The sequence below is a fragment of the Streptomyces sp. NPDC056361 genome (assembly GCF_042262805.1).
Taxonomy (GTDB): Bacteria; Actinomycetota; Actinomycetes; order Streptomycetales; family Streptomycetaceae; genus Streptomyces.
Window position 1 is genome coordinate 1 of record NZ_JBHJQI010000010.1, and the last position, 16,646, is coordinate 16,646.

14 protein-coding genes and 3 pseudogenes are annotated in these 16,646 nt (G+C 71.6%); 13 read left to right on the plus strand and 4 right to left on the minus strand.

The annotated features are described in order from the left end of the window. Nucleotides 1-258 precede the first annotated feature (258 nt). The 8 genes and pseudogenes from ACFCY7_RS05130 to ACFCY7_RS05165 form a co-directional block, all read left to right on the plus strand. Nucleotides 259-435 (plus strand): hypothetical protein, encoded by a 177-nt coding sequence (locus ACFCY7_RS05130; protein WP_376481440.1) that lies wholly within the window; start codon nt 259-261, stop codon nt 433-435. After that, on the plus strand, nt 432-584 hold the full coding sequence (locus ACFCY7_RS05135) for a hypothetical protein (protein ID WP_376481442.1): 153 nt from the start codon (nt 432-434) through the stop codon (nt 582-584). The genes ACFCY7_RS05130 and ACFCY7_RS05135 overlap by 4 nt, the downstream gene beginning before the upstream one ends. A 372-nt stretch (nt 585-956) precedes the next feature. Further along, complete coding sequence (locus ACFCY7_RS05140; protein ID WP_376481444.1) at nt 957-1,112, plus strand: hypothetical protein; 156 nt, start codon at nt 957-959, stop codon at nt 1,110-1,112. A gap of 128 nt (nt 1,113-1,240) precedes the next feature. Next, nucleotides 1,241-2,194: a penicillin-insensitive murein endopeptidase gene (locus tag ACFCY7_RS05145; protein ID WP_376481445.1), complete on the plus strand. Its 954-nt coding sequence runs from the start codon at nt 1,241-1,243 to the stop codon at nt 2,192-2,194. 31 nt (nt 2,195-2,225) lie between these two features. Next, on the plus strand, nt 2,226-3,146 hold the full coding sequence (locus tag ACFCY7_RS05150; protein WP_376481447.1) for a peptidoglycan-binding protein: 921 nt from the start codon (nt 2,226-2,228) through the stop codon (nt 3,144-3,146). Nucleotides 3,147-3,433: 287 nt separating this feature from the next. Next, nucleotides 3,434-4,191, plus strand: a pseudogene (locus ACFCY7_RS05155) (transposase). After that, nucleotides 4,192-4,436 (plus strand): annotated as a pseudogene (locus ACFCY7_RS05160) (ester cyclase). It begins immediately after the preceding pseudogene. Between the two features lie 56 nt (nt 4,437-4,492). Next, a pseudogene (locus ACFCY7_RS05165) lies at nt 4,493-4,809 on the plus strand (transposase family protein); the annotation flags it as partial. Nucleotides 4,810-4,970: 161 nt separating this feature from the next. On the opposite strand, the gene ACFCY7_RS05170 reads toward ACFCY7_RS05165, so the two are convergent. After that, complete coding sequence (locus tag ACFCY7_RS05170; protein ID WP_376481449.1) at nt 4,971-5,147, minus strand: integrase; 177 nt, start codon at nt 5,145-5,147, stop codon at nt 4,971-4,973. Between the two features lie 927 nt (nt 5,148-6,074). Here ACFCY7_RS05170 and ACFCY7_RS05175 point away from each other — a divergent pair. Then, on the plus strand, nt 6,075-6,299 hold the full coding sequence (locus tag ACFCY7_RS05175) for a three-helix bundle dimerization domain-containing protein (protein ID WP_376481450.1): 225 nt from the start codon (nt 6,075-6,077) through the stop codon (nt 6,297-6,299). 463 nt (nt 6,300-6,762) lie between these two features. Continuing rightward, nucleotides 6,763-8,121 carry a chloride channel protein gene (locus tag ACFCY7_RS05180; RefSeq protein WP_376481452.1) on the plus strand — a complete coding sequence of 453 codons (1,359 nt, stop codon included), beginning with the start codon at nt 6,763-6,765 and terminating at the stop codon, nt 8,119-8,121. A gap of 359 nt (nt 8,122-8,480) precedes the next feature. Here ACFCY7_RS05180 and ACFCY7_RS05185 read toward each other — a convergent pair whose 3' ends face one another. Next, the gene (locus ACFCY7_RS05185; RefSeq protein ID WP_376481453.1) at nt 8,481-8,810 is read right to left on the minus strand and encodes a hypothetical protein; all 330 of its coding nucleotides are present in this window, start codon (nt 8,808-8,810) and stop codon (nt 8,481-8,483) included. 747 nt (nt 8,811-9,557) lie between these two features. On the opposite strand from ACFCY7_RS05185, the gene ACFCY7_RS05190 reads away from it, so the two are divergent. The 3 genes from ACFCY7_RS05190 to ACFCY7_RS05200 all read left to right on the plus strand — a co-directional run bounded on the left by ACFCY7_RS05190 (nt 9,558) and on the right by ACFCY7_RS05200 (nt 13,887). Further along, nucleotides 9,558-10,034 (plus strand): YybH family protein, encoded by a 477-nt coding sequence (locus tag ACFCY7_RS05190; RefSeq protein ID WP_376481454.1) that lies wholly within the window; start codon nt 9,558-9,560, stop codon nt 10,032-10,034. Between the two features lie 128 nt (nt 10,035-10,162). Further along, nucleotides 10,163-12,196 carry a hydantoinase/oxoprolinase family protein gene (locus tag ACFCY7_RS05195; protein WP_376481456.1) on the plus strand — a complete coding sequence of 678 codons (2,034 nt, stop codon included), beginning with the start codon at nt 10,163-10,165 and terminating at the stop codon, nt 12,194-12,196. Next, nucleotides 12,193-13,887 carry a hydantoinase B/oxoprolinase family protein gene (locus ACFCY7_RS05200; RefSeq protein ID WP_376481458.1) on the plus strand — a complete coding sequence of 565 codons (1,695 nt, stop codon included), beginning with the start codon at nt 12,193-12,195 and terminating at the stop codon, nt 13,885-13,887. The genes ACFCY7_RS05195 and ACFCY7_RS05200 overlap by 4 nt, the downstream gene beginning before the upstream one ends. A 103-nt stretch (nt 13,888-13,990) precedes the next feature. Here the strand turns inward: ACFCY7_RS05200 and ACFCY7_RS05205 are convergent, their stop codons facing one another. Both ACFCY7_RS05205 and ACFCY7_RS05210 read right to left on the minus strand, forming a co-directional pair. Then, entirely contained in the window at nt 13,991-15,505 is a 1,515-nt protein-coding gene (locus ACFCY7_RS05205; protein WP_376481460.1) for a PucR family transcriptional regulator, read from the minus strand. After that, complete coding sequence (locus ACFCY7_RS05210; protein ID WP_376481462.1) at nt 15,502-16,638, minus strand: DUF917 domain-containing protein; 1,137 nt, start codon at nt 16,636-16,638, stop codon at nt 15,502-15,504. The genes ACFCY7_RS05205 and ACFCY7_RS05210 overlap by 4 nt, the downstream gene beginning before the upstream one ends. Nucleotides 16,639-16,646 lie beyond the last annotated feature (8 nt).

Here is a 16,646-nt window from a genome sequence, read left to right on the forward strand (position 1 = left end):
GAGGCGGTCTCCCGCCTCACCCCCCTCTCCCGTACCTCGGGCCCCTGGCCTCCCGCTGCCCGTCCCTCCCCGTCCCGTCCCGTCCCCTCGCGTCCCCTCCCGTGCGTCCCGGTGGGCGCGCGTCCCGGGAGTGTCCCGAGTGGGCGCTGGGACCTACGCATTCACCGGTCGGCATGGTCAGGATTCCGCTGGGCCGAAAACGGCGGCGGCCGGAACAAACTCCTCGCGCACCACCCATCCGACCACAGGAGTCACGACATGCGTCGCATCCGCAGCACCACCCTCACCGCAGGTGCGTACGAGTCGCAGGGCACCATCGCCGTCAAGGCCTCCAGTGGCTGCGGTGACCTGAACCTGGCCTACTCGTACAACGCCGGCAGCCGCACCTACGACCACTACACGCCGGCCGTTACAAGAAGTCGTCCGGCTGGGTGACCGGCTCGAAGCGGTACGTCCAGGCGTCCGACGGCTACCACAGCGTCAACGACTCGACCTACTGGCTCGTCACCGGCCTCTCCGCCGGCACCCAGTTCAGCGTCTTCAGCCTGCTCGACGGCGGCGACACGGTCCAGACCACCCACTGACCCGCTCCCCGGCGGATCGGCAGCACGCCGCGGGGCCGCCGGCAGGATGGCCCCGCGGCGCCCGGACAACCGAGAGGCACGAGACGCTGTGAAGAAGAGGCCGATCACCGCGGCTCCTGGGCGCCGTCATCGCGGCGGCCGCCCTGACGGGCTGCGGGGGCGCCGCGCCCGGCCTCTCCGCGGCGTCCCTCCCCACGGCGTCGGGCCCCGTACGGCCGCCGACGGTGGCGCGGGGCCTGCCGGCGGAGCGGGACCTGACGACGATGGTGCTGCCCGCGACCGGACCGCACCGTCCAGGGCATCGAGGACGGGGCGGAGGTCGCCCGCGCCGACCGGGGCCTCGGGGCGGCCTACGCCGCCTGCACGGCCCCGGTGGAAGCGGTCCGGGAACCCCTGCGCACCGCCCGCCGCACCGCCTTCGAGGCGGCGCACCGCGACGAACTCCGCGCGCTGGAACGCGGCCTGCTGCCGCGCATCCGGGAACCGGAGCACCGGCACGGCCTGACCTTCGGGCACCCGGTCCCCTGAGCACCGTCACGAGGACGTCCACGGGAACGCGCCAGGCACACCCCGCGGCCTGCCCCCGTCCCCGCACCCCGCCCCCGTAACCCATCGCAACCGAGCCCGACATGATTCGACACGAGAGGGATCGCACCATGCTCCGATCATCCGGTCTGCGCAAGCAGAGCGCCCGGATCGCCCTGTTCCTCGCCCTGACCACGGCCCTGTGCGTCCAGACGGGCACCCCGGCCCAGGCGTTCGCAGGAGCGGCGTACCACCTGCAGAGCTCGGGCAACCGAGGCAGCGACGTCGTCGCCCTCCAGTACCTGCTGGGCGCGCACGGCCAGTCCGTGGCCGCCGACGGGGTCTTCGGCTCCGGCACGGCGACCGCCGTCAAGGCCTTCCAGAGCTCCCAGGGCCTGACGGCGGACGGCGTCGTCGGCCCGAACACCTGGGGCAAGCTCGTCGCCACGGTGCGCCAGGGCGACAACGGATCGGCCGTGAAGGCCGTGCAGTACCTGCTCAACGCCAAGCGTTCGGCGGGCCTGACGGTCGACGGCGACTTCGGCCCGGCGACCGCCACCGCGGTGAAGACCTTCCAGAGCCACGCGGGCCTGTCCGCCGACGGAGTCGTCGGCCCCGACACCTGGCGCAACCTGGTCTGGCACTACGAGCTGGTGAACTTCACCAACATCTGCGACCAGAACCCGGACGGCAACGCGACCGCGAACTGGGCCACCGCCGCGGCCGTCGGCCAGCTGGAGGCCGCAGCCGCGTCGTTCGCCTCGACCGGCCAGGGCAAGGTACCGATGGGCGACGCGGGCTTCGAGCACGGCGGCGACATCCCGGGCCACGCCAGCCACGAGGTCGGGCTCGACATCGACATCTGGCCGATCCGCACCGATTCCGCGCAGTGCTCGGCGGGCCGGATCACCTGGCAGTCCGGCACCTACGACCGGTCGGCGACCCGCCAGCTCGTGCAGGCGATCCGCGCGGCGGCCCCCGGGCACATCGAGGTCATCTACTTCAACGACCCGACGCTGATCTCCGAGGGCCTGACCACGCAGTACCCGAACCACGACAACCACCTGCACGTCCGCTACCGCTGACGCGGGCCGGCGCAGCACGCGAAGGAGAGTCATGCGCAGACGCTTCCCGGCGCTGGTCGCCGCGGTCATCGCCGCGATGGTGGCCGTCCTGCTCGGGCCGAACACCGCCTCGGCCGCCACCTGGCCCGTCATCGCCAACGGCGACAGCGGGGCCCAGGTGACGACGATCCAGCACCTGCTCAACCACCGCGGGTACGCGATCGCGGCCGACGGCCAGTTCGGTCCCGCGACCGAGGCGAAGGTCTCGGCGTTCCAGAGCGCCAACGGGCTCACGGCCGACGGCTCGGTGGGCCCGCTGACCTGGCCCAAGCTGGTCGCCACGGTACAGAGCGGCAGCACCGGCAACGCGGCCAAAGCGGCCCAGACCCAGCTGAACCGGTACGGGTACGGCCTCGTCGTCGACGGTGACTTCGGCACCGCGTCGACCAACGCTGCCAAGGACTTCCAGTCCAAGCACGGCCTGACGGCGGACGGCATCGTGGGCCCGAACACCTGGAACGCCCTGGTCGGCGGCTCCGGCAGCGGCGGGGGCGGCACCAGCCGCGCCCAGCTCGCAGCGTCGATCGACGCCAACTCCCGTATCTCCCTGCTCACCTACCACGTGAGCGGGGTCGTCGACGCCGACTCCACGGCCCAGGCGAACATCACCGACACGAAGAACGGCACCACCGCCGAGACCAGCAACTACAGCGACGTCGGCGAGCGCGAGGTCTGGCTCTCCACGGCCATGCTCAACGGCATGCTGAAGCTGGCCACGGAGCGGGGCTACACCTTCCTGGTCACCGAGATCGCGGGCGGCGACCACTCGTCGAACTCGAACCACTACAAGGGCATCGCGTTCGACGCGGACAACATGTCCGTCAGCAACGCCACCTTCGTCAGCGCCTGCCGCGCGTACGGCGCGACGGAGGCCCTGGACGAGGGCAACCACGTCCACTGCGCCTGGCAGTAGCCCGAAAGGCAAGAGAAGCGGCCGACGCCCACCCCGGGCGGCCTCTCCCCACACTCCTAGTCCCCCGCCCCCCCCCCCCCCCCGGGCGTCGGCCGCACCGCTCTGGATCCTGGAGGCCAGCAGCAGGACCTCTGGGCTAGGCGGTGAAGCCAGGCTGGGAGTCGGCGTCCTCGAAGGAGCGGTCGAGCATCGCGTTGCGGAACAGGCCTTAGAGGGCATCTGATCTAGGTAGTTGGTGTTTTGAGATACTCCTGTGACTGTAGGCCGTAGGGCTCGTTGTCCGGGACGTGACACCTCGCCGTGCGTATCGCAGTGACGTCTCCGATGCCAGCTGGGCGTTGATCGAGCCCGTCTTCGTCGCCTGGCGGACGGCCCGCCCAGGGCCCGAGGCGGCAGTGCGGGTGCATGACCTGAAAGAGATCGTGAACGCGATCCTCTACGTGAACCGCACCGGGATTCCGTGGGAGTACCTGCCGCACGACTTCCCGCCGTTCAAGACCGTCTACGACTACTACGCCAAGTGGGAAGCGGACGGAACCACCGAGCAGGTCCACGATCTGCTGCGGGACCGGACCCGCCGGGCGAACGCCCGAACGGTGGAATCGTCCGCGGTCGTGGTGGACGCCCAGAGCGTGAAGACCTCCAGCAATGTCGCCGAGGCCAGCCAGGGCATCGACGCCGGCAAGAAGATCACAGGCACTGACCGAGCTGGCGGCTGCCCATCCCAGCGTGACCAAGGTGTGGGCCGACGGCGGTTACCAGACCAGCGTCATCCAGCACGGCGCCGGCCTCGGGATCGACGTGGAGGTGGCGCGGCGACCGAAAAGAGAAGGGCTTCCAGCCACGGCCCAAACGGTGGGTGATCGAGCGGACCTTCGGCCGGCTGATGCAGCACCGCCGCCTCGCACGCGACTACGAAGCCCTGCAGCAGAGATCCCGAACGATGATCCACTGGGCGATGGCCAACAAAATGAGCCGCGAACTCACCGGGGAATCCACACCAACCTGGCGAATCGAAACGGACATGCCACCCACACCGGCGTGAGTGTTGATCAGATGCCCTAAGCGGGAAGGCGTCCTCGCCGCGGTTCCCGACTTCGCCGTCACCACGCTGCAAACCATCGAGACCGGTGAATGGGTGGCCAACCGCTACCGGATCACCAGCACCCACACCGGAGACTTCTTCGGCCAGCCCCGACCGGAAAGCGGTTCGAGTTCACGGGCATGGACATGGGCCGGGTGGTCGACGGCCGATTGGTCGAGCACTGGATCGTCGCCGAGCCCTTCTGACTGCCGGTCTGCCGTCGCCACCCGGAGAACCCTCGATAGATCTGCACCCAACCGTGATCGCTGACAGCGGCTACCGCGGCATCGGCCTGGTCATCCCGCACCGCCGGGAACACGGCCAAGCCCGACTACCGACCTGGAAAGAGGAGCAAACGCCTCCCACCGCAAGGTCCGCGCCCGCGTCGAGCACGTCCTCGCCCGCATGAAGACCTGGAGGATCCTTCGCGACTGCCGCCTCAAGAACGAGGGAGATGTGGGGCCTTCACCTCGTCCGGCGTCAGCCCGCGGCACTTCCCAATGGGTTCAGCTGCTGTACCAGCAGCAGACGAAGAACCTCCTGGTGTCGTACTCGCCGAAGAAGCTCGGCTTCTTCTAGAGGCATGAAAAGATGCGCCTGACCTTGGCTGTTGCCCGTCAGGCGCCTCTCGCTCGCCCCGCGTAGGGAGGGGCGCATTTACGCCGAAGCTCCCAGTCCATTCCGCCGGTATCCCACTCCTCACCAGCACTTCCGGACCAGTCACGGACCAGAACCCCGACTCACCCCGCAGGGGCCTCACCCCGGCTGACGCGGTCCCACTCCTCCATGGACTGCTCGATGAGGCGGTCGACCTGCTCCCGCACGCCGTCCGGGAACTTGGCGTAGTGCCGGAAGAAGACCTCGATGCTCTGACCCGCGCGGCGAGCGCATTCGGCCGGGTCCACACCGGAGTACAACCAGAACGAGATGCCTGCGTGCCTGAGATCGTCAGGCAGCCGCCTGGTCAGCCCGGAGGTGCCTCTGGGTATGGGACCGGAGCGGCGTTTCACCGGGAGGAGACCTGCTCGGCGATCCCGTCACGGGCCGTGAGGCAAGCCGAGCAACGCACCGAGGGCGCGGGACCGTTCACCACCCGGGTCACCTGGCGTCTGCCCGGTGGTGGAGAGGCGGTCTGGGAGTCGCTGCTCGCGCGTCGCCGCGGCGTCCTCGCCGTCCTCGCCATCCGGGCACCGGACTCGGAGGCCGGCCACCATGGCTCCGCCGGCCTCAACGCCCAACACGGCCCCTCGGACACCGCCCTGCTCCGGGACCAGCGCTCCTCCGACACTGCTGCCACTGGTCGACCGACAAGGGACGGTACGGCTGCATCCCCGACCGCGGGACGGTCGGTCCTTCGCTTCCCCATGGGATCACCGCCAACGCCGGCGACCCCCGGATAGGCCCCTCCGGGCGCGTTGGCGTCGAGCACTTCCTGGGCCGGCTGCGGATTCACTCCGGCGTCGTCCGGAGCCGCCTGGAGTGGGGGTCCGAGAGGAGGGCACGCCGCCGGCAAGTTCCACCGAGGCACAGCCCTTGGTTCCCTCCGGGATCGCCGGGTTCCGATCGACGTCGGCCAGGAACGACGTTGTCAGCACGCCGATCGGAATGAACCCGGCGAGTGCGGTGCCATGACCCGAGGCTGGTGAAGGCGTTCTGCACACCGCCGGCCTCAGCGCCTTTCTCGTCCGGCACCGCGGAGACCGCGGTTGCCCCGAGTTGGGAGGCGAGCACACCCATGGGTGCGCCATTCGGCCGTGCGCAGCGGCGAAAGACCGACTTCCCGGCTGAAGGCCGCTCCACGAAACTGAGGAGAGGTGATCCCCGAACGAAGACCGAGGTGTCTGATGGCGGAATCGGAGGAGGACGACCTCACCATCCGCCTTGTAGCCGAGCGGCTGGTGAAGGCGCACCCCCAACTGGAGGTCGACCTCGTACAAAGGTCAGTACAGACGGCGTACGAAGAGCTCAGGTACGCACGTGTGCGTACCTACCTACCGGTCTTGATGGAGCGAAGAGCCAAGGACCTGCTGCCGCCCGACGAACAGGCGGAACGAGTACCTGCCCCCTGACGCGCGACTCCTCGGCGTATCGTCCCCGGCAGACGGGTTCGATCATCCGGTCCCCGCACCTTCGGCTGAGAGCCGGCGAGGCGCTCGCGACCACCCGCTCGCTGTTCATCCTGTTGTTCGCAGCGGCTTGCTCCTCATGGCAAGGAGCCCGTCCGGCTCCTTCGACAAGTCCCTGACCCATATGTGTGGCGCCGCCGCACACACCGTCCTGGGCGCTGTCCGCGTGGGACTCGACCGGCCGCGCGCCCCGCACCCCCGGGACGGGACCGGCTCGCCGACGGTGCAGGCCCGATCGGGTGAGTCACCCGACGAGGACCTTGGTCCGCCTGAATGACCATCACTCCACCACCGCACAAAGGCGGTGAGCCCGCCGGGTACAGCGGCCGCCGCGTGGTACCACGTCAGGAAAACGCCAGTGGACCGCCGCGATCCCGATGAATGTCGAGCCAAGGAGCTGATACGCATGTCGGCCGACAGACCTGTCGGAGCACCGGGCGAGCTGACGCCGGATCCCTTTGCCATGGTCAGGACCCGCGGTTACGTCGGGCTCCTGGTCATGGCGGCGGCGCTCGGAGTGCCGATCTCGGCAGCCGCGTACGGCTTCCTCGCCCTGGTCAACGAGCTCCAGCCGTGGACCTACACCGACCTGCCCAAGGCGCTGGGCTTCCAGGCAACCCCTCCCTGGTGGCCCCTGCCGCTGCTCGCCGTCGCAGGCCTGCTGGTCGGAGCGAGCATCCGATACCTTCCGGGAATCGGTGGCCACAAGCCCGCCGAGGGGCTGTCGACGACCGGCGCGCCGAAGCCGCGCGAGCTTCCCGGCATCTTCGTCGCCGCCGTGGCCACGCTGGCCCTCGGTGCCGTCCTCGGCCCCGAGGCACCGCTCATCGCCCTCGGCAGCGGCACGGCCATCTGGCTCGTACGCCTGCTCAAGCCGGACCTGCCGGAGCGGGCCGGGGCCGTCGTCGGAGCCGCCGGAAGCTTCGCCGCGGTGAGCACCCTGCTCGGGTCACCCATCACCGGGGCGTTCCTGCTCATGGAGGCTTCGGGAATCGGCGGGCCGATGCTCGGGGTCGTGCTTGTACCCGGCCTGCTCGCCGCCGGCATCGGCTCGCTCGTCTTCATCGGCCTGGACAGCTGGACCGGTCTCGGCACGTACTCGCTGGCGCTTCCGGAGGTCCCGCACGCCAACACGCCCGATGTCACCGAGTTCGGCTGGGCACTCGTCATCGGACTGGTGGCGGCCCTCGTCGGCACGGGCATCCGGCGGCTCGCCCTCCTGGCGCAGCCCCGTGTCGAGCGGCGCCGGGTGACCGCCACCGTGCTGATGGGCCTGGCGGTCGCGGGGCTCGCCATCGCCTTCGCCGAAGGCACGGGGAAAGCCGCGACCGACGTGCTGTACTCGGGGCAGGCCGCCATGGGCCCGCTGCTCGCGAACAGCGCCGACTACTCCGTCGGTACGTTGACCCTGCTCGTCGCGTGCAAGGGGCTGGCGTACTGCGCCTCACTGAGCGCGTTCAGAGGAGGCCCGATCTTCCCGGCGATGTTCCTGGGGGCGACGGGCGGGATCGCGCTGTCCCACCTTCCTGGGCTGGAGCTCACCCCCGCGTTCGCGATGGGGATCGGAGCCATGTCGGTCACCATGCTCGGGCTCCCGCTGACCTCGGTGCTGTTGGCCACCCTGCTGCTGGGATCGCAGGGCCTCACCGTCATGCCACTCGTCATCGTCACGGTCGTGGTCGCCTATGTCGTGTCAAAACGACTCAGCCCGCCACCGGCCGGCGCGTCGCAGGCTCCCGCACACAAGGAACCGACGACGAGGTGACATGCCGTCAAGTGCCGGTTGGCGCGTTCGTTCTGCTGCTGCCCACCGAGCGGGGCGTGCACCACGGGCGCACACAAGGGGCGCGCCTTCACTCGCTTGGCCACCCGCCTGGTCTTGGTGATCGCCGACGGCTGACCATCGAGGGCGTCCCGTGGTCAGCCGTCGGCCCACCGGTCGGCTTCGTCGACGGCGATGCTCGTCAAGCCGGTGGTGGGCGCGGATCAGCCCTGCATGACGCGGCTTCGCCCCCTACTCGGTGGCGCAGTCCTCCGGGCACGGACCGGACGGGCGACTCCTTCGACCGGGCGTCGGCCGACTTCGCGGAGAAGTGCGCGACCGTACCGGGCGCCCCGACACGGTCAGGAGTACCAGTCGGCCTCCGCCGGACGCGCCCGCCGGGGAACCTCCCGGGCGGGCATGGGAGTGCGTTCGCCACCCGCGAGCAGGATGCTTGCCGGATCGCCGCCGAGAGCGCCCGGGAGCGTCACCTCGACCTCGATGCCGCGAGGCGGGTCGGTGGGCAGGATCGTGGTCATCACCGCCGTCTGCGCGTGGTGGCCATGGACGCGGGCAGCGGCGACCTGCTTCCCGTCCACGAGGAGCTCCAGCTCCCGCGTCCCGCCCATCCGCAGGCCCACCGTGACCGAGCAGCCTGCGTGCTCGCTGTGAAAGTGATACTCGCGGCCCATGGTCGCCTCCCTGAAGCGCCTGGCGACAAATCTCTTTCCCTTCATCGTGGCACTGCGTGATGGCTGCGGCAGCCCTGGACATCGCTCCCGCGGTCGTCACCGTGATTCCCACCCGCTACGCCACCTCTCAACCGACCGCACCACCGTCGCCAAGCACGGGAGGGCGCTGCCGTCGTCCCTCTCGGACAACGACGGCCATCGCGACCAGATCGCCGCGCCTCCCTGCTGAGCGGCCCACCCACGAGCTGCGTCCCCCGAGCGTCGGCCCGGCGGGGCGGCAATCGCCCATGCGGCCGGCGGCCTACGCGCCGCCGCGCACCTGGAGGACTGGGCAAGCCTCCAGCAGGCATACGAGACGGCGCTGCGCCTCGCCCCGGACGGCAGCCAGGCCCACAACGACTTCTCGCTGCTCCCTCTGCGCCGCCGCTGGCTCCGTTCCGGCTCGTGGACCCGGGCCGCCGAGGCTTCGTCCGGTCCGCCGCCCTCGACCTGGACGACCGCGAGGCCCGCTACAACCTGGAGAGCGTCGTCGCTTGTGGGCCACTCCCAGAACGCCCCAAGCCGGCCCAGTCTCTCCGCCGGGGAGCGCCCGGGCCAAGGTCCGGGCCGTCTCCGGACCAGGCCTCGCCAAGAGAAGGGCGCATGGGCACGCGCCACGGGCTCCGGGCCTGGGTGTGTAGGTTGACTGCCCGTCGCTGTCCCGTTCGGAGGCGCGACCTCTCCCGCGCAGCTCCAGGAGGCCCTGCCATGCCCGCATCCCCTTCGTTCTCCGTCGGTGCCCGCCCCGGCGCCGCCCCTGAGACGGCAGCCGCTGTGTGGCAGGTGATCACCACCATGTACGAGGCCTACTCGGCCGGGGACCGCGCCCGGATCGACGCCTGCCTGGACCCGGAGGCGACCGTGTGGGATTCCGGGACTGCCGGGCTGCTCTTCGGGAAGCCGGACCTGGACCGGGTGCGCGAGGAACGCCCGGCCGGTGGTGAGGGGCCGGTGGAGACCGGGCTGGAGTCGTACGGGCAGGTCGTGGACGTCTTCGGTGACATCGCGGTGCTGCGCTTCTGGCTGCGGGTGGACTTCGCGCCCGACCCGTCGGCCGGCGAGTTGCGCCCCGAGCTGGTCCGAAACACCGCGGTCCTGCGGCAGGGCGTCGACGCGGCGTGGCGCATCGTCCACCTGCACGAGGACGTGCAGCAGCCGGGCGGTGTCCCCGTCGGCGATCACTGAGCCGGGCACGGCGCACTGTGGCGGCCCGCCACCCGTGCGCCGCGCACAGCCCTCCCCGGAAGCCTCGGGCTAGCGTCCTCGGCGATCCCCTGAGAAAGCCGGGAGGCGCAATGACATACCGGGTGGCCATGGACATCGGTGGAACCTTCACCGACGTCGTCGCCTATGACGAACACAGCGGTACCTACTTCGCGGCCAAGGCTCCCACCACCCCGGGCGACCTGGCCGAGGGAGTCTTCGCCTCGCTGGGCCGGGCGGTGGACTCGCCCGGCGACATCTCCTTCTTCGTGCACGGCACCACGCAGGGCCTCAACGCCCTGCTGGAGCGCAAGGGCGCCCGTGTCCTGCTGCTCACATCGGCCGGGATGCGGGACGTCTACCACATCGCCCGCGGCAACCGGGACCGGATGTTCGACCTGCACTACCGCAAGCCGAAGCCGCTGGTCGAGCGCTGCGACACGATGGAGGCGAGCGGCCGCTTCGACTGGCGCGGCACCGAGCTCGAACCCCTCGACGAGGACGCCGTACGGGCCGCCGCCCGACGCGCGAAGGACGAGGGCTTCGACGCGGTCGCCGTCTCGTTCCTCTTCTCGTACGTCAACCCGGACCACGAGCTGCTGGCCGGGAAGATCCTGGAGCAGGAGCTCGGCGAGGACGGCGAAGACTTCGTCGTGGTTCTGTCGCACCAGGTGGCGGGCGAGTGGCGCGAGTACGAGCGGACGTCCTCGGCCGTCCTGGAGGCGTACACGGGCCCCGTGGTGCGCCGCTATCTGGGCCGGATCGAGGGGCGGTTCGCGGAGCACGGCCTGACCGTCCCGGTCCAGGTGATGCAGTCCTCGGGCGGCATCGTGAACGCCTCCTACGCCCGCCGCCACCCCTTGCAGACCCTGCTGTCCGGGCCGGTCGGCGGCACCATGGGCGGCGCGGCGGCCGCGGGCCTGCTGGGCCGGCGCAACGCGATCTGCGTGGACATGGGCGGCACCTCCTTCGATGTGTCGCTGGTCCTCGAAGGCCGCCCCGACGTCTCCAACGAGGGCTCGGCGGACGGCTTCCCGGTCCTGATGCCGCTGGTCAACCTGCAGACCATCGGCGCCGGCGGCGGCTCCCTCGCCTATGCCGAGGCCGGTGGCCTGCGCGTGGGCCCGGAGTCCGCCGGAGCCGTCCCCGGCCCGGCCTGCTACGGGCGCGGCGGTACCCAGGCCACCGTGACCGACGCCAACGCGGTGCTCGGACGCGTCGACCCGGACTGGTTCGCCGGCGGCCACATGACGCTCGACGTGGCCGCGGCCCAGCGGGCCGTCGCTGATCTCGCCGATGAGCTCGGTCTGGAGCCGGTGGAACTGGCGAGCGGGATCTGCGACGTCGCCAACGCCAAGATGGCCCAGGCGATCCGTACGCTCACCGTCGAACACGGCCTGGAGCCGAGCGAGTTCGTCCTGCTGGCGTTCGGCGGCGCGGGCCCGATGCACGCGGTGGAGATCGCCCGCGAGCTCGGCATCGGCGAGGTCGTCGTGCCGCGCTTCCCCGGCGCGTTCTCCGCCTGGGGCATGCTCGGCACCGAAGTCCGCCGCGACCTCACCCGTCAGTTCTTCACCCCGGGCGCCGACCTGGACGGCGAGGCCATGGCCCGCGCGCTGGCCGACCTGGAGGACGAGTCGCTGGCCGCGCTCACCGAGCAGGGCGTCCCCGCGGAGCGGCAGCGGGTCGAACACGTCGTCGAGATGCGGTACGAGGGCCAGGACTACACCCTCGCCGTGCCGCTGCTCGCCGCCGCCGAACCGGCCGGCGAGGATTTCCTCGCCACCGCGGCCGAGCGCTTCGCCGCCCTCCACGAACGCCGCTACGGGCACGCCACGCCCGAGGCGCCCGTCGAGTTCGTCACCCTGCGCAGCACCGCGCTCGGTGCGCTGCCCGAGGCCGCACCGGTGGCGTACGCCGCCGACGAGGCAGCCTCCGACACCGTCCGGCAGCGGCCGGTCGTGTTCGGCGGCCGCTCGTACGACACCACCGTTCTGCGCCGCGAGCGGCTCGCACCCGGGCAGCGCGTCGACGGTCCCGCGGTCATCGTGGAGGCCACCTCCACCACCGTCGTCCCCCCGGACTCGTCGGTCACCGTCGACGAGAACGGCTTCCTCGTCATCAAGGTTGGAGCCACGGCATGACCGACACCGGCAGCCGGGTCGTCGACCCGGTCACCACCGAGATCATCCGCTGCGCGCTGCTGCAGGCCGCGGAGGACATGAACACCACCCTCATCCGGTCCTCCTACACGCCCACCATCTACGAGGCGAAGGACTGCGCGGTCGCCCTCCTCGACCGGGACCACAACGTGCTCGGCCAGTCCTCGGGCCTGCCGATCTTCCTGGGCAACCTGGAGGTGTGCACCCGGGCCACCGAGGAGAGGTACGGCGCGGACGTCTGGAAGCCCGGCGACGTCTGGGTCCTCAACGACTCCTACATCGGCGGCACCCACCTCAACGACGTCACCGTCTACGCGCCGATCTTCACCGAGGACACCGCCGACGGCGAGCTGATCGGCTTCGCCGCGTCCCGTGCGCACTGGATCGACATGGGCTCCAAGGACCCCGGCGGTTCGATGGACTCCACCTCGATCTACCAGGAGGGCCTGCGGATGGGCCCGCTGAAGATCTACGAGGGCGGCGAACCCTGCGAGCAGGCACACTCGCTGATCGCCCGCAACGTCCGCTTCCCGCAGCCCACCCTCGGGGACATGCGCGCCCAGGTGGCCTGCGCCCGTACCGGTGCGAGGCGGTTCGCCGAGATCGTCCGCCGCTGGGGACTGGGGACCGTCCTCGCCGCGCGGGACGCCATCTTCGCGCAGACCGAGCGGCTGGAGAGGGAGCAGATCGCCGCCATTCCCGACGGCGTCTACGAGGCGACCGGCTATCTGGACAACGACGGCATCGACCTGCGTACCCCGCTCCACGTCACCGTACGCGTCGAGATCGACGGCGACCGGATGACCATGGACGTCACCGACTGCGCCGACCAGGCCACCGGTCCCGTCAACTGCGGTGCGGCGCAGACCGTCGCCGCCTGCCGGGTCGGCTACAAGCTGCTGGTCAGTGGCGACGTCCCGCTCAACGGCGGTTCCTTCCGGCCCCTGAGGGTGGTCACCCGGCCGGGCACCATGCTCGCCGCCGTGGAGCCGGCGGCGTGCCAGTACTACTACTCCCACCTCGGCCTGGTCATCGACCTGGTGGTCAAGGCGCTGGCGCCCGCGGTGCCCGCGCGAGCGGCCGCCGCCAGCTACGGCGACTCGATGATCGTGCAGTTCACCGGCACCGACCCGCGCAACGGCAGGCTCTTCGTATCCCAGGAGGCGACGGTCGGCGGCTGGGGCGCCTGGCAGACCGACGACGGCGAGTCCTGCCTGATCAACAACGTCAACGGCTCCCTGCGGGACATGCCCGTCGAGGTGCTGGAGACGCTGTTCCCCGTACGAGTCACCGAGTACGCGATCCGTACCGACTCCGGCGGGGCGGGTCGCACCCGCGGCGGCAACGGCGTGGTGCGCCAGTACACGTTCGAGGCCGACCAGAACCTGTCGCTGTGGTGGGAGCGTTCCGTGACCCCCGCGTGGGGTGTCTTCGGCGGCGGCACCGGCGCGGCGCCCCGCGTCGTCCTCAACCCCGGCCGGGACGGCGAGCGCGAACTGCTCAAGGCGAACGCGCTGGCCGTGCGCCAGGGCGACGTGCTGCGCTGCGAGAGCGGCGGAGGCGGCGGCTTCGGTCCCGTCGCGGAGCGCCCCGCCGAGGCGGTCCGGGAAGACCTCCGGCAGGGCCTGCTGAGCCGTGAGCGGGCAGCGTCCGCCTACGGCGTGGAGTCCTGAGGTCCCACCGCTCCGCCTCCGCCCCGAACCGGGCCCGGTTGCCGAATCCCCCTCGGCGACCGGGCCCTCCTCATGGGGTGGCGTGTTCATCGCCGCTTCCCGCTCAGGACTCGGCCAGCAGGACGCGGCAGGCCAGGTGCAGAGGGAGGCGCTGGGCGGGGTCTTCGGGGTCGAAGCCGAGTGCGCGGATGCGCTCCAGGCGCGCCGCGACCGTGTTCCGGTGGACACCGAGGATCTCCGCCGCCGCCGAGGGGGCGGCACCCTGGTCCAGGACGACCGCCAGCGTACGCAGCAACGTTCCGTCCCGGTCCGCGGCGAGCAGCGGGGCCAGCACGACCTCGGCGGGCCGCCGCAGCGCCTCCGCGGGCAACGCGGACAGCAGTTGGGCGGGTCCCATACGGTCGGCGCGGACCACCGACCCGGGTACGGCGGCGACGGCCGCAGCGGCTCTGGCGTCGGCGAGCGCCATGCCCAGTGTGTCGGTACCGCCGGTCGGACCGGCTACTCCCCCGGCGAGCGGCAGCTGGTCACCGATCGCCCGGACGGCCGTACGCAGCTGTGCCTCGCCCTGCCGTAGCCACACCTCCGGGTCGGGGACCGGACTGCCGACTGCCGCCGAACGCCATGACACCCAGCAGTCCTCGTACGCGATGAGCGGTCCACCGATGCCGTACCTGGCCCAGAGCGCACGCAGCACGGGTCCCGGCACGGGCGCGGCGCCGCCGTCCGCGGCGACGGCCGGTCGCAGGGCGAACGCGATCAAAGGCCCGGCCAGCGGCCAGCCGAGCGCCGCGGCCTCGGCCCGGACATGGGCGCGGGCCTGTTCGTCTTCGTCCTCGGAAGGATGCGTCAGTTGGTGCAGCAGCAACTCGCTGCGGCGGTCGAGCTGTTCTTCCGCGAGGCGGCGTGTGGCGGCCCATGCGGTCAGCGGGGGTACCGCCAGCCGCAGCACTGCTTCGACGGTCGACGCCCAACCCGCCTCCTTCGACCGGGAGTCGGCCACGAGCACCGCGAGCGGGTGTCCGTCGGGCCCCGGCACGTCCAGCCGCACCGGCTGCGCGGAGTCGAGTGCCGCCCGCCGCCCGGCCAGCATCCCGCCCACCGGATCGGTCAGGGCCAGGGACGTCGAGGGCAGCGCCGTGTGCAGCGCGGCCAGTACGCGCTCGACGTGCGGGCCTGCGGCGGCCAGGCGCTGGGCGGCGTCGGCCAGCAGTGCGGTCCGGCCGGCGTCCGGCCGGGACACCGCGGATGCGATCCGTACGGCGCCCTCCAGCGCGTCGCCGCCGATCAGCAGCAGCGGAACGCCGAGGCGGTCCGCGAGTGCCCCCGGCGGATGCACGGCCGCCGCCGTCTCGGGTACGACCACGCAGGCGGCCGCCTGCTCCCAAGCCTTGCGCAGGGCCATCTCCACGATCCATCCCGACCGGGCGAGCGCCTCGGTGAGGACGACCGCGGTGTGCGGACGCAGGTCGTCGAGCGCTTCACGCCGGTCGACGATGCGCACGTCCAGGACCTGGGCGTCGCGCCCCGTCGTGCCGAGTACGCGTACGCCGGGCAACGGGCCGTACTGCACCAGCTCCGCGACGGTCATGGGTGCGGACAGGTCGGGACGCCTCACCACCGGGTCTCCTCGGGTCGTTCCCCGTCTGGGTGTTTCGTCTGCCGCGCATCCGGGTCCGGGTCCGGGTCCAGCAGGATGAGCCCACCGGCAGCCGCCAGTCGGCGTCCTTGCGGGGTGTGCCAGGCGGGCGCGGCGGGGATCACGACGATCTCCACCTCGATGCCGGGCATGGCACGTTCGACGTCCAGCACCCGTTGGTCCGCTGCCGACAGCATCAGGACCTGGTCCGGCGCGGCCGCGGCCGGTGCGCCGTCGGCGAGGACCAGCAGTACCTCGTTGTGCGCCTCCAGACGGAACCGTCTGTGCAGGCCCTCGGTCTCGGTGACGACCACGCTGGTCGGCCTGGACGGGAGCGCCGTACCCCCGACGGTGTCCGATACCGACGTCGCGGGATGCTCCACGGCGGTGATCCGCCCGATGCCCAGTCGACGGGGCCGCGGCTGCCACAGCGCGAACGGGTCGCCATGCGTCGGGCGCCCCGCCGCCAGGGCCCGGCTCACGGTGCCGGGAACCACGGCGGCCGCCAGGCGTTCGCCGTCCATCGCGTAGCAGGCGGCGACCGCCCAGCCTCCGGCCGCGAGGACCAGCGGCCGTACGAGCTCCTCCACGCGGCTGCCGGCCGCCTCCACGACGACCACGTCCCCGGCGGGCGTGGCCAGGGCGACCGGGGCGACATCGACCCCGGCGATGGTGAACGTGGTCTGTTCCAGCAGGGGGAGCACTCGTCCGCAGCCGTCCCCGTCCACCAACGGCAGCCCGCAGGACGCCGCTGTGACGACGGCGAGCAGGGCGTTCTCGGCCGCGGTGTTGAGCGGCACGACGGCGCCCGCCGCCCTGCCCAGGCGGCGCTCCAGCGCCCGGACCGCCCGGCGCGGCTCCTCGCCCGTGGGCAGCTGCTCGGCGAGCGCGGCCGAGGAGCCGAGGAGGCTGACCGTGACGCACGTCCGCTCGGAGCCCAGGTCGCCGGGGCGGACCAGCGGCACCGGCCCGTACTCCGCGATGGTCGCCCGCGCCCAGTCGAGGCTCGCCCGGTACGAGGAATGCTCGGCGCCCGCTGCGAGCACCAGCGCCCCCTTGGCGAGCTCCTCCAGCCGTGCGGCGTCCAGCGCGGTCCCCTCCCCTGGCGTCATGTGCGGCG

Coding starts and splice junctions, on each gene's coding strand:
- ACFCY7_RS05130 (WP_376481440.1), top strand. CDS start 259: ATGCGTCGCATCCGCAGCACCACCCTCACCGCAGGTGCGTACGAGTCG.
- ACFCY7_RS05145 (WP_376481445.1), top strand. CDS start 1,241: ATGCTCCGATCATCCGGTCTGCGCAAGCAGAGCGCCCGGATCGCCCTG.
- ACFCY7_RS05150 (WP_376481447.1), top strand. CDS start 2,226: ATGCGCAGACGCTTCCCGGCGCTGGTCGCCGCGGTCATCGCCGCGATG.
- ACFCY7_RS05175 (WP_376481450.1), top strand. CDS start 6,075: ATGGCGGAATCGGAGGAGGACGACCTCACCATCCGCCTTGTAGCCGAG.
- ACFCY7_RS05180 (WP_376481452.1), top strand. CDS start 6,763: ATGTCGGCCGACAGACCTGTCGGAGCACCGGGCGAGCTGACGCCGGAT.
- ACFCY7_RS05185 (WP_376481453.1), bottom strand. CDS start 8,810: ATGGGCCGCGAGTATCACTTTCACAGCGAGCACGCAGGCTGCTCGGTC.
- ACFCY7_RS05190 (WP_376481454.1), top strand. CDS start 9,558: ATGCCCGCATCCCCTTCGTTCTCCGTCGGTGCCCGCCCCGGCGCCGCC.
- ACFCY7_RS05195 (WP_376481456.1), top strand. CDS start 10,163: ATGGACATCGGTGGAACCTTCACCGACGTCGTCGCCTATGACGAACAC.
- ACFCY7_RS05200 (WP_376481458.1), top strand. CDS start 12,193: ATGACCGACACCGGCAGCCGGGTCGTCGACCCGGTCACCACCGAGATC.
- ACFCY7_RS05210 (WP_376481462.1), bottom strand. CDS start 16,638: ATGACGCCAGGGGAGGGGACCGCGCTGGACGCCGCACGGCTGGAGGAG.